Genomic DNA, 14,231 nt, shown 5'->3' on the forward strand with positions numbered 1-14,231 from the left:
GGGCGAGATTGCAAGTCACTCAATCGTCTTGACGTTTTTAGTGAACTCCGCACGAATGGAGCAAGATCTGTGCGACAGTTTATCTTTTGCCATGATTGTGTGAGTCTGTTCACGTATGAATGCAAAATCATAAGCCACGATGTGCAAGTTTACTTCCGCATTAGTATAGGTCGCATCGAATCGATCTTCCACTGGCTGCCTATAACTTCTGGTCCGTGAATCATTTTCCGGGGCGATAAAAGGAATATCACGTATCGATTTTGCGGCTCCAAATTTCCGGGTCAATTCCGCTCGTAGATGCTGAAAAGATGCGCATTTTGCAGTCGCCTCGACGTATGTCATATCCTCGCCATTAGTCGTTATTTTTTCTTCCCAATCATCGTCAGTGCCATGCAGCCGATAATTTCGCATCGTTGAACCTGAAAATCCATAAAGAAAATTAACTTGAGTCACCCCGTCATTTGAAAAAAATAAAGTTGCAACGCCTGGGAATTGGTCGAGAAATTTCGTTGATATGCTGGCGAATATCCCTGGGCCCCTTTGGCCAAAAGTTGCATTGGGGATTTTTTCTAGCACGTCCTTTCTCGTATCGCCAATCAGAATCGGCTTATCAAAATAATCAGTCAACGCAACTGTGGCTAGCCGGCGAACGGTCATTGGGGGCGTCGCCGTTTCGGTCGTAGCAGATATGGCGGGAGGCGTGTCCGATACTGGAGACTGCGATGGTGTCGGTGTAATTGCTTGCGCAACCGGCTGGGCCATGGACTCACTCGTAGCCGACGCCACGTCGCCCACGCTTGTGGGTGGGAGCATTTTCTGCGTCGCTGTTGGTGGCGCAGCAGGCGGTGCGGCGGGCGACAAATCTTTTGTTTTGAAAAACTGATGCCATGCAAAAAAAATCAATCCACCTGCAAAAATAATGGCAAGTAGCGGACGGCGCCGAAGGAGTGCTAAACCAGCTTCGAATTCGCGCTCGAAGCGCTCGGACCATGTTTCGTTAGGAACAGTCACATTTTCCTCCTGCCGTTGGGTCAGTTGATCAAGTAGTCTAGCACCTGCTGACGGCGGGTATGCGGCGCCGGCGCAATCTGATTGCGTGCTCCCAAAAAGGAGGGGATGGACGGCAAGCGTACTGCCATGGTTGTCTTGAAGTACGCGCAAAGCCACTGCCATCTGAAAGCGGCGCGACATGGCCAATTAGTCAAACGAAATTAATAACGTCGCTGCGCACTGCCGGCCGGTGTTGTGTTCGCCAGTGCAGCGTGTGGATACTGCAGCGTACCCAGGACGTTGACGCGCTTGCTGCGCGCGCAAAATTTGAGGAAGCAATTAGCTTATAACTTAATATTCTATCAAGCGTAGCAAGCAGTTAACGGGGGCATGGCACAATGGCTGCGAATTTCAAACGCTTCACCATCGCAGACCATTCGAACCGGAGACCACATGAGAATCGAAACCCTGGCCGTGCACGCCGGCTACACCCCCGACCCGACCACCAAGGCCGCCGCCGTCCCCATCTACCAGACGGTGGCCTACGCCTTCGACAATGCCCAGCATGGCGCCGACCTGTTCGACCTCAAGGTCGCCGGGAATATCTACACGCGCATCATGAACCCCACGCAGGACGTGCTGGAAAAGCGCGTCGCGGCGCTGGAAGGCGGCGTGGCCGCGCTGGCCGTCGCCTCCGGCATGGCGGCGATCACCTACGCGATCCAGACCATCGCCGAAGCGGGCGACAATTTCATCTCCGCCAGCCAGCTGTATGGCGGCACCTACAACCTGTTTGCCCACACCCTGCCGCAGATCGGCATCGAAGTGCGCTTCGCCGACGCGCGCCAACCCGAGACCTTCGCCGCCCTGATCGACGCGCGCACCAAGGCCATCTTCTGCGAATCGATCGGCAACCCGCTGGGCAATGTGACGGACGTGGCCAAGCTGGCCGAAATCGCGCATGCGCACGGCATCCCGCTGATCGTCGATAACACGGTACCGAGCCCCTATCTGTTCCGCCCCATCGAGCATGGCGCCGACATCGTCGTCCATTCGCTGACCAAATACCTGGGCGGCCACGGCACCACCGTGGGCGGCGCCATCGTCGACAGCGGCAAATTTCCGTGGGCCGAGCACAAGCAGCGCTTCAAGCGCCTGAACGAGCCGGACGTGTCCTACCACGGCGTCGTCTACACGGAAGCGTTCGGCCCCGCCGCCTTCATCGGCCGCGCGCGCGTCGTCCCGCTGCGCAACATGGGCGCGGCCATTTCGCCGCTCTCCGCCTTCCATCTGATCCAGGGCATCGAGACGCTGGCCCTGCGCATGGACCGCATCTGCGACAATACGCTAGCCCTGGCCAAGCACCTGAAGCAGCATCCGAAAGTCGCGTGGGTCAATTACGCGGGCCTGGAAGACCACCCGGACCACGCGCTGGTGAAAAAATACATGCACGGCCGCGCCTCGGGCATCCTGTCCTTCGGCCTGAAACTGGCGGCAAGCGAAGACCCGCGCGCTGCCGGCGCCCGCGTGCTCGACGCCCTGCAGCTGTTCACGCGCCTGGTCAACATCGGCGACGCCAAGTCGCTGGCCACCCACCCGGCATCGACCACGCACCGCCAGCTCAATCCCGAGGAACTGGCCAAGGCGGGCGTGTCCGAAGACATGCTGCGCCTGTCCGTGGGCATCGAGCATATCGACGACTTGCGCGAAGACCTGGAACAGGCCTTGAACGCGGCGTAAGACTTTTTTTCGCGCCGTTCCCAGGGGAGTTCATGCCATAATCGGCGGCATGTCTTCCCCTCCTATTCCCCCTGAACAGCGGGCGTCCGGGCTGTTCCGCGCCGAATACGCGCGCCGCATGAATGCCGTGCTCGACCATATCGACCGCCACCTGGACACGCCGCTGGACCTGGCCCAACTGGCCGATGTCGCGCATTTTTCCCGTTTCCACTTTCACCGCGTGTTCGCCGCCTGGATGGGTGAAACCTTGGGCGATTATGCGCGCCGCCGGCGCCTGGAATCGGCCGCCTTGCGGCTGGCCTGCCGTCCCGGCGAGTCGATACTCGACATCGCGCTGGCGACGGGCTTCGGTTCCGGCGAAGCGTTTGCGCGCGCCTTCAAGCTGAAATTCGGCTGCACGCCAACAGCCTGGCGCGCCGGCATTGCCGCGAAAAACGCCGCCATGCTCGCGGCCATGCGCCTGCGCCGGCAAGATAGCAATCCGGATCAGGCCATGCGCAATACCGATCAGGAATACGGGCCGAACTTCCCGCACCATGGGCACTCCAATCCACTTGATAGAGAGAGTCCCATGCAAGTCACCATCCTCGACCTGCCGCCCGTCACCGTCGCGTGCCAGCGCCATATCGGCCCCTACGGCCCCGCCATCAGCGCCTTCTGGCGCGACACCGTATCACCGTGGATGCAGTCGCACGGCCTGGGCGACGCCACCTGCTACGGCATCGGCCTGGACGATCCCGCCATCACGCCGCCGGAAAAATGCCGCTACGACGCCTGCGTCGCCGTGCCCGACGGCTTCCAGTCAGGCGGACGCGCCAGCCTCGCCACCCTGCCAGGCGGGCGCTATGCGGTGGCGCAGTTCAAGGGACCGTCCAGCGCCATCCCCGACGCGTGGACGCGCATGGCGCGCGAATGGCTGCCGGCCAGCGGCCTGCAGTGGGACGAGCGTCCCTGCTTCGAGCGCTTTGCCGCCGCCACGGCGATGGACCCGGCCACCGGCGAATTCTCTTGCGAGATCTGCATCCCCGTGCGGCCGCTGTAGCAATGTCGTCGGATTACGCGGCAGGCACGGCTACGTGCCGCGCGGCCTTGGCGGTAACAGCGTAGGTCGGATTAGCGCAGCGTAATCCGACACCGCCGCGTACGACAAGCATCCGCCATTAAGGTCCCGCCAACACCTGCGCCACCTGCCTGACCCTGTCATCCACGGAACCTGACACATTGACATAGGCGATCCCCCGCCGCGTCAGCTCGGCCTGGTACCACGCATGCTGGCGCGCGCGGAAATCCTCGTCGCGGCGGGTGCCGTCCTGGATGAAGGGGAAATCAGGGGCGCACAGCAGCATAAGGTCATAGCGGTGTTCGGCCAGCTGCGCCAATTCCTGCTCGGCCTTGCCGAACATCTCGATGCAGTAAAAATACGTGGTCATGGGCGAGGTATCGCAAAACAGCCAGCGCCGCGCAGCCAACAGCGCCTGCGCTTCGCGGCGCAGCTGTTCCCGGCCGATCTTCAGCAGATCGTCATAGTGCAATACGCCATCCTGGCGCTCCCATAACTCTCGGCCATATTCGGCCACCCAGGCCGTCTCGAAATGCCGCGCCAGCGCTTGCGTCAAAGTCGTCTTGCCGCTCGACTCGCCGCCGAGCACGCACACGCGCGTGACGAAATCGGCGCGCACAACGGGCGACAGGAAGGCGCTGCGCGCATGCGGGTCTTGCCGCACGAGGGTGCCGGACACGGGCACCAGGGTTCTTGCCTGGTCCACGCTCACGTGCGCCACCGCACCAGCTGCATAATGCCGTTCCAGCACCTGCGCAAAGCCGGGACCATACTCTTCGCTGGTGAAGACGGCGTCGACGGGCAAGTCCAGCACCGTCCAGCACAGCCAGCCCATGAAGTGGCGATGGTCGTCGCCATCGGCGTCGTTGTGCGGCAGCGCGCACGCCGGCACGCCGCGCGCCGCGCACAGGGCGGCCAGGCGCGCATCGTCGAGCACCACGATGTGCGCCCGCGGGAATTGCGCGCGCAGCCACCGTTCCCGGCGCGCCGGTTCCAGGCCGGGAAATTCGGGCTTGGTGTAGCTGACCACCAGCAGCTCTTCGCAGGCGTCTTGCGCACGGTTGATCAACAGTTCATGGCCCTGATGCAGCGGGCAAAATTTGCCGACCACAAGGCCGCGTTTATGGAGCTTCATGCTGCCGCTTCCCGCAAATCCGAGGTGTATTGAATGATCTTGTCTTCCGCCAGCAAGGTCTCGACCGTGATGGCGCCGAAAAAAGGCGCGAGCAAGGCGCGAGCACGGTCAGCCTGCGGCATGGCGTTCGGCGCCAGGCGCAGCGCGACGGCGCCGTCGCCATGCTGATGCACGCCGAACAGGGCGATGGCCAGCGGTTTCAGGGCATGCGTGATGTCGATATTGTTGATCCAGTCGCCGTTGACCGTCCTGTAGCGCAAGGGGCTGCGGCCAGCCAGGCCCACCAGCACGGGGCCATGCGGGCCATGCAGCAGCGACGCGTAATCGCCCGTGCGGTAGCGCACGAGGGGCAGGCAAAAGTTAAAACCGCCCGTCACGGTGATTTCGCCGCGCGCGCCATCGGGCACGGGACGGCCGTCCGTGTCGAGGATTTCCACGTACAGCCGGTGCTGCAGCAGCACGTGGCCGCCTGTCCGCTCGTCGTACACGGCCACCGGCCCCACCTCATTGAGCGAATAGATATCGAGCACGGGGCAGCCGAAACGCGCTTCCAGCCGCGCGCGCATGCCGGGCAACAACATCATCGAGACGGACAGCAGCGCGGCAGGCTTGTGCGTCATGGACAAGGTCAGCAGCTCGGCAAACGAGATGGGGTCGCCCGCGATCAGCTCGGGCGCCATGGCGTCCAGGTAGCGCGCGCGGTCTTCAGGCTGGCACCAGTCGTCCACGTGCAGATTGATCTTCGCCAGGCCTGATTCGTTCATCGTGGGCGTGACGGAGACATAGGTGAAGCAGCGGCGCTGGTGCCCCAGCAGCATCACGCCCACCTGGCCCGCGCCATGGCGCAGGGTCACGCCGAAGCGGCGCAGCGCGCGCTTGTGGAAGGCCAGGTAGCGCCCCGCCACCAGCGGATGCGAGGCGATCAGCAGCGGATGGCCCGTGGTGCCCGTCGTCTGGAAATTGATCATGCGCGCCAGGTCCGCATCGTCAGGCACGAAGGCGGCGATATCGTGCGCCAGTTCGGCGCGGCTGACGGGCGCCACGTCCGCAAGGCGCGCGGGGGGCGAGCCGCAGGCACGATAATACGGCACCGTGGCGTAGGTCGTCCTGAAAAAATCCGCCAGCCAGGACGGCGGCGCATCGGCGCTCCAGCCGATCGCGGCATCCATGACGTCCTGTTCATAGGCGCGCAACGCTTCGACCTCCGCGGCCAGCAGCTTGTTGCCGCTGCGGTTACGGTACCGGGGCGCGCACGGATGGCTGCGCAGTTTGTCCAGCATGCGTGCGCCCGCCGGCGTCAGGGTGGGACAATAGTCGCGGTCCGATTCCCAGGCACCGCCCGGCAGGTTGACGTCAGGTTTGCCAGCGAGCGTCATTCGCGCGACCACTTGTCGGCCGATTCCTCGGCCGCCTTCTTCGCCAGCGCCTCGCGGATCTCGCGCGAACGCTGCTCGGCCAGGCGGCTCGCTTCGAGCAGGCGGCGGCGCTCCGTGCCGCTGATGGCGGACAATCTGTCCGTCGCCTGCGCCACGCTTTCATCGCGGGGCCGAAAACCCAGGCGCGCCAGCACGATGCGCGCCAGTTCCTCGCGCCGCTCCGGGTCTTGCGTGAACTGGTGCGCGGGCGTGGCGGCGGCCAGTTCGCACGCCGCCTCGCCCAGCACCTGCAGCAGGTCATGCTGCGGCAACTGCTGGCCGATGAACCACTCGTCGGCCAGCAGCCAGCACAGGATCATGGCCAGCGCCAGCCGGTTGCGGTCCGCCTTCACCTGCGCGCCGACAAACCCCTGCAGTGACGCGGCCGGCACGCGCGCGCCATGCAGCAGCACAATGTCGTTGACCAGCGCGGCCACCGCCACCGCCTGCGCATTGGCGACACCGGCGATACGGGGCTCGGCGAGGAATTCGACGGGCGTGTCGGCCAGGCGGTGGGTTAAGGTTTCGAGGTGGGGACCAGAGATATTCATGGGCCTTTTCTTATACAGTGATGTGCAAATTTAGCCCGAAAAGCAAAGGCTGGGGTCAGACCCGGCGGGTCTGACCCCGGATTTAAACATAGTGGCGCCGGCTGAACGCCCGCGCAAAGTCCAGCAAGTCCTCGTAGCGCTCGACGGCGTGGATATCCCAGCCCTGCTCGCGGCGCGCGCGTTTCAGGTCGTCATAGGTTTGCTGCAGCCACTTGCTGGCCGCCGCGCCATCCCAGTCGCGCGCCAGGTTCAGGGCCATGGTGCCGCCCGCGTCGCCCTGGGCCAGCGCCTTGGAGGAAATATCCCAGCCGCTGTTGCCCAGTTCATCCTTGTCGAACATGGTGGTGATGCCATCGTCGGAAATCATCAGGATGTGCGCGGGCCGTTCGCGCTTGCCCGCATAGGTCTTGCGCAGACAGTGGATGGGGAAACAGGTGCCGCCGCCAAAAAACTCCGTCAGCACGCCCAGGATCAGGTCTTCATCGCGCACGAAGCCGGGCGTCTGCATCACCTCGTTCTTGCCGCTCCATAGGGTCACCTGCACTTTCGCGCCGGCGCGCAGGGCGGACAGGGCGATGACGGCGCCGGCCAGGGTCAGGAACGAGGTGTGCGCCTGCGGGTTCGGCATGGAGCCGGAACTGTCCACGTACATGTCCAGGTCGACGGGCACGGCGTCGATGGCGCGCGCCGGTTCGCGGCCATACACGCGGCGCACGGTCGTCACGCCGGGCACGGGGCGCGGCGACTGCATCACGGATTGCAGCCAGTCGATTTCCTCGAGCGGATCGCCGATCTCCCACGCTTCCAGCCCTTCCATCTGCGGCTCCTGCGACTCGGGCGCGGGGCGGCTGGGAAACGCCACCAGGTGCGGCAAGGCCCGCTCGCGGTAGTAGCGGATGGCGATTTCATGGTCGCTCAGATCGATGCCCGAGGCCTTCAGAATGTCGCCCAGCTCGAACGGTTCGCGCAGCTGGCCGCCGCCCTGCCTTGCCGGCGCCTCGCCTTGCGGCTCCTCGCCATCGAGGCCGGAAATGCGCTTGTCGTGCACCGGGTGGATGGCGCCGCCCTCCTCGTCATCCTCGATCTGCTGCGCGCCATACGTCTGGCAGCCCCGGGCCGCGTCGCGCGTGTCCTGCAGATAGCGGCTCGGGCTCAGAGCGTCCGTATCGTCGACCAGATAGGGCAGCAGCAAGGTGGCGAAACGACCCGCCGCCAGCATCCAGTCGTTCGCATACACGCGTATCAGGCGCGCGCCCAGCCAGGCGTCCGTGTCCAGGCGTTCGTCCGCCTCGTGCTCAGCCCCTGCTCCGCCCAGCTCTCCCTTTTCCAGCTGCCACAGGTTTTCATAGATGCGCATGTACAAGGTCCATACGCCGCCGCTGCCCTTGGCGCGCGCTTCCACCGTGCGCCCCTGCTGCAGCTTGCGGTAGATGTCGGCCATGCGCAGATTCGCCTGGCGCTGCAAGCGGTCGTTGATGAACAGGTCCGTGTACAGATTGGCCACCATGGGCGCGTGCTGCTCCAGTGTGGGCAAGGCGCGGCGCATGCGCGCCAGCAAACGGAACTGGTCGCCGGCGCTGCCCGGCGCGAGGATATGGTGGCCGATTTCATGGGCGAGGATTTCCAGCGCATAGTCGTCCAGCCCCAGCTCCGTCACCAGCGGCAAGTCCACCACCACGCTCTGGTCCAGCAAACGGATCATGGCGAAGCTGCCGGACAGGCCCTGCTTGCTGGCCTCGACGCGGCTGGCGCACAGGCTGGGGTCGCGCAGGCGCGTAAATTTGCTCCATACGGCCAGGGCCTCGGGCCAGGCCGCGCGCCAGGCGTCGATCAGCGCGGTGTCGGCATCGTTCTTCATGCGAGCGGCAGCAGGCGGATCGCGTGCGTCCATGGCGACGTGACGGCGACCGTATGCGCATTGGCGGCGATGGCGATGTCGCCGGCCGGCACATCGAGTTCGATGCGGCGCGCGCCGATCTGCAGGATCGCCCCATCGAGCCGCACGGACGCCGGCATGCTTGTTTGCGCCTGCTCGAACTCCTGCGCCGTGGCGCTGTGCAGCACGGCGCCAAAGGCGTCGGCCACCAGCAGGTAATGGCGCTCGCCGCTGCGCACGATAAAACCATCCGCCGCAGCGCGCACTTGCGGCGGCGCGCCGAAGTCGCCACCGAGGCCTGTGAAGCTGCCGAACTCGCGGCCCTCCGCATTGCCGCGCCACGGATACTCCATCAGCTGCGCATGCACCTGCGGCCATGGCGCACCCGGCTCGCCAAAGGCGGCCAGCGCCAAGTCCGGCGGCAAGGTATCGGCGGCGGCCAGCGCGCCCTGGCGAAAATGCGCGACGCCCGCGCGCCACGCCAGCACCTGGCCCACGGCACGCAGCTGCGCCAGCGTGGCGACCTGCGGCGCCAGGGCGGCCAGCTCGCGCTGCCACTGCGCGGGACGCGCCCCCGCCACGGAGGCGATGTGGACGGCGGCGTTGCTGAGCATGCCCAGCACGTCGATGGGCGCCATCGCCAGCAGCGGCGCAAACTGCGGCGCCAGCTCGCGCCAGACGGTATTCAAGAACGGATTTTTCGCCGCCGGACCGGCCAGCCCATGGCCCACCAGTTCCAGGGCCATGTCGTAGGCGGCCAGGGTCACGCCGCCCGCCCGTTCAGGCGCGGCGGCGACCACGGCGACTATCAGCGGATCGACGCCGTCGAGCAAGAAGGCGCCGAAGGCGGCCATGTCGAGCGAGGGAAAGCGCCGGCGTGCTTCCGCCGCGCGCGCATTGAACTGGGCGCGGCCCCCGGCAAGTAGCGAGGCAAAGGCAGGAGAGATCATCGCGGCCCCTCAGTCGCTGTGCGAAAAGTGCAGCAGATAGCGTTCATCGCCCAGTTCGAACGCGATCTCGTCCCAGTGGATGGCGTACCAGAAACCGGCGGGCGGCGTCATCGTCACGGCATACGTGGAAAAACCGCCCAGCGCCTCGTCGAGCGATGCGAGGAAGGCGGCCACCAGCTGCGCGCGGAAGCGTCCCGGTGGCGCCGCCTGCATGTGCCGCGACGAGAAAAACCAGCGCTGGCACACCTGCTCCAGCTGCGCGCGTCCGCACGGCGCCGCCTTGATGTGCCACAAGGGGGCCGGCAAGTGGCGTGCCGGCTCGATGACGTGCAAGGCATGGTCTTCCACGCGCAGGCCCAGCGCCGTGGCAAGATCGGGCGCGTCGGGCAGGCGTGATAATTCGTAGCTCGCGCACAGGTCGCTCGCTTCGCCATTGAGCATGGCCAGCGCTTCCAGGAAGCCTTGACAGTGCGGCACGCTCATTGCGAACGCAGCCAGCTGCGGTAGTTGGTATAGCGCTGATGCAGGTATTTGAGCTTCAGCAGGTCGTCGTACAGGGGGCCGTACAGCTTGCGCCCCTTCGTGCGTTCGCCGATCAGCTTTTCGATGCGGTTCAGGCGCGCCAGGGTTTCGCGCTCGCTGACGCCATCGAGGCCCAGGTCGAATTCGGCCGACAGCACGCCCACGGGATCGTCGCGGTCCAGGTCCAGGCGGTTGAATTCATCGTTGGACAGGTCGAACAGGCGGCGCAGCCAGCCCAATCTGTCGCTGCGGTAGGCGGCGTTTTCCGGCAGCGCGAAAAATGGCGCGTCCGGGTCCGGCTGCAGCTTGTTATGCAGGACGAAGGGCAGCACCTGGCGCAAGTCTTCCAGCGCCACCTCGCCATTGCCGCGAAAATAAGCCATGGCCTTGGCGTAGATCATGAGCGCCATCAGGGTGCGCACGGAGATACCGTTCAAGGTCTGGCAACCGAGATCCTTCAGGCGGTCGCGCCCATTGTCGGCCGCCTGCGCGGCGCCCCGGTCGGCACCGGCCAAACGGGCCGTGTCCTTGGTCATGTATTCGAACTGGCCGCCGGCCGTCTCGAACAGCTCGAACTGGCTGGCAAAAAATTCCAGGCGGCGGCGCACGGCGTCGGGTATGCCCACCTGGCGGATCGCCTCGCCGATCTGGTCCACCTCCCCTTCCGTGAAGATGATATCGGGCGGCACCAGCTCTTCGGGACGCACGTTTTCTTCCACGCGCAGCAGCAGCTCGTTCAGGAAGCGCGGGTTGAAGGCCAGCGCCTGCACCGTCACGTCGACCCGGTCGCGCAGCGCCTCGATCACCTGGTAGGTGCCGCCGCCCTGGTCGTCGTTGGCCGTCAGATACCAGGCCGCTTCCGGGCACTCGTAAATATGGTTCAGCACTTCCGCGTAATTGTCGCCCATGACGGTGAGCAGCGCGCTTTGCGTGCGCGTGGGGATGCGGTTGTATTCATCGACGATTTTCACGCGCATGCCCAGCCAGGCGCGCCAGGCGATGCGGATATCGTCCATGCTTTGCGCGTTGACCAGGTCGGCCGGCAGCGGATTACCGAGCAAATCGGCCACCGTCATCTGCGGGTGGCCATGCTGCATCGCGCGCTTGACTTCTTTGACGGTAGAACCGGCCAGCACGCCCATCAGCAGCGCGCTGGCCGTCTTGCCCCGTCCCGGACCGCCCACAAACAGGCATTTGCGGCGCGTGGCGAACGTCAGCAGCGGCAGCAAAATAAAACTCGAATAGCTTTGCGCCGACGGCAAATTCAATGTACGGCGGCTGTCGCCCACGGAATACGTCTGCGACGGGCCGTCGTTGTACTCGATGTCGTAGTGGGGGCTGATGATGGCATGGTTGACGATCCAGAAATACGCCTGGCGCAGCTTTTCATCGAAAGGCCGCGCTTGCGCCTCGCCTTCCGCGCCCAGCGCGATGGGGCCCTGGTACAAATCCGCCACGTCGAACTGCCGCGCGGCGGGCGCGGCCTTGGGCTTGGTGGGGGCTTGCGACAAGCGCTGGAACAAATTGAATGCAGACATAGAAATCATCAAAAAGGCATCGAATCACCCCTAAAGCCAAGGACTGGGGTCGGACCCTCAGGGTCCGACCCCAGCATTTCGCTGGGGTTACGGAAATGAAATTATTGCATATCAAGTGCCTTCGGCCTTGTTCAAATCAACAACGGTTTCCTCCAGCTTGCGCCAGCGCCACCAGCCCAGCGCCACGCAGGCCAGTAGCAAGGCCAGCAAGCCCGCCACTTCATGGCGGATTTCATGCAGCGACGCGCCCATCTGGTTGAGCGCAACAAAGCCCTGGATGCCAGCCGTGGACGGTAGCAGCCAGCGCAGCCATTGCAGCACGACGGGCATGGACGATACGGGCCAGGTCAGGCCCGCGAGGAACAGCACCGGCATCGAGGTGGCGATCATCAGCTGCGTGCCCCGTTCGCGCGTGCGGAACAGCATGCCCAGCAGCATGCCGAACGCCGCCTCCGCCAGCGAGAACAGCACCAGCAGCAACAGCATGCCGCCGAAGTTGCCGCCACGGGGGTAATCCTGGAACCAGAAGACAAAGCCAAAGAAATAGCAGCAGTTGAGGAAAGCCACGCAGGCAAACGCCAGCAGCATGCCCGCATAGCCGCCCGCCGTGCGCCGGCCGGCCACAGGGAAGGTCTTGCGCTGGTACCAGGTGCCGAACAGCATGGTCATGCCGATCAGCAAGGTCTGCTGCACGATCAAGGTCGCCACGCCCGGCACGACATACGCCCCATAGCCTTCCTTGACGTTAAACAGGGGCACGGCGTCAAACGCGATGGGCGAGCGCTGCTGGTTGGCCTGCACAGTCGATGGCGTGCCCGCGCCCAGGCGCTTGAGCTCAATGCCGGCCGACACCGTGCCCACCACTTCGGCCAGGCCGTTCAAGGCCACCTTGTTGAGCATCAAGTACAGGCCATTGCCCGCCACCTGCGCATGGGCGGCGCGGCCAGCCAGCACGTCCGTCTGCAAACCGTCGGGAAGGATCAGCACGCCCATGACCTGGTCGCGCCACAGCAAATCCTGCGCGACGGGCAAGTCCGGCGTGACGGCCACGACTTGCAGCGAGGGGTGAGCCATGGCGAAGCGCGTGAGCTGGCGCGACATGGCGCTGCGGTCCTGGTCGACGACGGCCACGGGCACGCGCTGGACGATTTCCGTCGAGTATGGCAGCGGATAAAAGAAGGAATAGATGATGCCGCCGATAAACAGCAAGGTCAGCGCCCCCTTGTCCGTCAGCATGGCGCGCCAGGTAGCGATAAAAGCCGGCCAGATCATGCGCGCCCCCAGGCCGCAGGCATATTCGCGCGGCGCGCCAGCAGGAATACGCCCACGGCGCCGCAGCCGATGGCAAAGCCGGCCAAAATCAGCATTTCCTGCACGCCATAACGCCACGGCGCGCCGGCCAGCCAGTATTTCGTTTGCAATTGCAGATAGTGCGTGAGCGGCAAGGCTTCCGCCCAGGCGCGCGCCGGTGCCGGCATGGCCATCAGGGGAAAGGCCTGGCCCGCGAACGCGAAGGCCGGTGCCGTAATAAATGCCGCGCCCGACAGGGCCAGGCGCAATGACAGGGTGGCGCCGATCAGCAAGGTGGCCATGCCGCAATACGCGAGCACCAGCAGCAACATGCTCAGCAGCAGGGCCGACAAGCTGCCCGCCACGGCCCAGCCACGCGCCAGGCTGAAGAACAGCAAGTACAGCAGCGCCAGCGCGCAGTAGGCGATCACGGGAAACAGCAGCTTGGCGCCGATGGCGCGCAGCCAGCTGCCATGGGCCGAGGCCAGCCATTGCGGCACCGTGCCGTCGCGCAACTCGCGTCCGATGGACGTGACGACGGCAACGACGATGAATATCTGCAGCATGGCCGGCATCAGGGCCAACGTTAAAAATGCTTCATAGCTGGTGTTTTCATTGTACAAACTGTTCAGTGTCGTGCGGATCGGTTCGAACTGGGCCGCCGCCTGCACGCCCGACATGCCCTTTTTTGCGCGCGCCGTCATCTCGATGCCGGCCGACAAGGTCGTGCTCACCGTGCGCACGTCGCGCAGCAAGGCGCCCGCATGCGAGGAAAACTGCGCGTTGTACAGCCATTGCACGGTGGCTTGCCTGCCGCCCAGCAGTTTCTGTTCGAAATCGTTGGGGATCAGCAGGTAGCCGAACGCCGTACGCTCGCGCAAGCGATGCAGGGCTTCGTCGCTGGACGCCACTTTCGCCGCCACCGCGATGCCGGGCGAAGCGTCGAGCCAGCGCGTGAGCTGGCGCGACAAGGTCGAGTTGTCGTTATCGATGACAACGATGGGCAAGTCGCGCGCAATGCCAGCGGAAAACACCAGCCACAGCATGCCGCACAACACGACGGGAATCCAGCTGAGCATGCCGAAGTCCCAGAAATCGCCGCGCAGCCGCGCCCACTCGCGCGCCAGCGCAGAAACCGGCCCCTTATCCGCTTCGTTCATCGCG

12 protein-coding genes are annotated in these 14,231 nt (G+C 64.6%); 2 read left to right on the top strand and 10 right to left on the bottom strand.

Annotated features, from left to right (window positions below):
- Window positions 1-15: 15 nt before the first annotated feature.
- Window positions 16-1,191 carry a hypothetical protein gene (locus JAB8_RS29075; protein ID WP_139143027.1) on the bottom strand — a complete coding sequence of 392 codons (1,176 nt, stop codon included), beginning with the start codon at window positions 1,189-1,191 and terminating at the stop codon, window positions 16-18.
- Between the two features lie 252 nt (window positions 1,192-1,443).
- On the opposite strand from JAB8_RS29075, the gene JAB8_RS12565 reads away from it, so the two are divergent.
- Window positions 1,444-2,730, top strand: coding sequence for an aminotransferase class I/II-fold pyridoxal phosphate-dependent enzyme (locus JAB8_RS12565; protein ID WP_070289753.1), 1,287 nt, complete (start codon window positions 1,444-1,446; stop codon window positions 2,728-2,730).
- Between the two features lie 49 nt (window positions 2,731-2,779).
- Window positions 2,780-3,772 carry a GyrI-like domain-containing protein gene (locus JAB8_RS12570; protein ID WP_070289755.1) on the top strand — a complete coding sequence of 331 codons (993 nt, stop codon included), beginning with the start codon at window positions 2,780-2,782 and terminating at the stop codon, window positions 3,770-3,772.
- Between the two features lie 118 nt (window positions 3,773-3,890).
- On the opposite strand, the gene JAB8_RS12575 is transcribed toward JAB8_RS12570, so the two are convergent.
- From JAB8_RS12575 to JAB8_RS12615, 9 genes are all read right to left on the bottom strand, one after another.
- Window positions 3,891-4,925, bottom strand: coding sequence for an AAA family ATPase (locus tag JAB8_RS12575; RefSeq protein WP_070289757.1), 1,035 nt, complete (start codon window positions 4,923-4,925; stop codon window positions 3,891-3,893).
- Window positions 4,922-6,301, bottom strand: coding sequence for an AMP-binding protein (locus tag JAB8_RS12580; RefSeq protein ID WP_070289759.1), 1,380 nt, complete (start codon window positions 6,299-6,301; stop codon window positions 4,922-4,924). The genes JAB8_RS12575 and JAB8_RS12580 overlap by 4 nt, the downstream gene beginning before the upstream one ends.
- The gene (locus JAB8_RS12585; protein ID WP_070289761.1) at window positions 6,298-6,891 is read right to left on the bottom strand and encodes a hypothetical protein; all 594 of its coding nucleotides are present in this window, start codon (window positions 6,889-6,891) and stop codon (window positions 6,298-6,300) included. Before JAB8_RS12585 ends, JAB8_RS12580 begins: the two co-directional genes overlap by 4 nt.
- Before the next feature lie 82 nt (window positions 6,892-6,973).
- Entirely contained in the window at window positions 6,974-8,749 is a 1,776-nt protein-coding gene (locus JAB8_RS12590) for a hypothetical protein (protein ID WP_070289763.1), read from the bottom strand.
- A complete protein-coding gene (locus JAB8_RS12595) occupies window positions 8,746-9,717 on the bottom strand; it encodes a hypothetical protein (protein WP_070289765.1) in 972 nt (323 codons plus the stop codon). The genes JAB8_RS12590 and JAB8_RS12595 overlap by 4 nt, the downstream gene beginning before the upstream one ends.
- A 9-nt stretch (window positions 9,718-9,726) precedes the next feature.
- On the bottom strand, window positions 9,727-10,194 hold the full coding sequence (locus tag JAB8_RS12600) for a hypothetical protein (RefSeq protein ID WP_139143028.1): 468 nt from the start codon (window positions 10,192-10,194) through the stop codon (window positions 9,727-9,729).
- Window positions 10,195-10,196: 2 nt separating this feature from the next.
- Window positions 10,197-11,777, bottom strand: a complete 1,581-nt coding sequence (locus JAB8_RS12605) for an AAA family ATPase (RefSeq protein ID WP_070289768.1) — start codon at window positions 11,775-11,777, stop codon at window positions 10,197-10,199.
- Window positions 11,778-11,888: 111 nt separating this feature from the next.
- Window positions 11,889-13,049: an ABC transporter permease gene (locus JAB8_RS12610; RefSeq protein WP_070289770.1), complete on the bottom strand. Its 1,161-nt coding sequence runs from the start codon at window positions 13,047-13,049 to the stop codon at window positions 11,889-11,891.
- Window positions 13,046-14,227 (bottom strand): ABC transporter permease, encoded by a 1,182-nt coding sequence (locus tag JAB8_RS12615; protein WP_070289772.1) that lies wholly within the window; start codon window positions 14,225-14,227, stop codon window positions 13,046-13,048. The genes JAB8_RS12610 and JAB8_RS12615 overlap by 4 nt, the downstream gene beginning before the upstream one ends.
- Window positions 14,228-14,231 lie beyond the last annotated feature (4 nt).

This window comes from Janthinobacterium sp. HH106, from assembly GCF_001758725.1.
Taxonomy (GTDB): domain Bacteria; phylum Pseudomonadota; class Gammaproteobacteria; order Burkholderiales; family Burkholderiaceae_D; genus Janthinobacterium.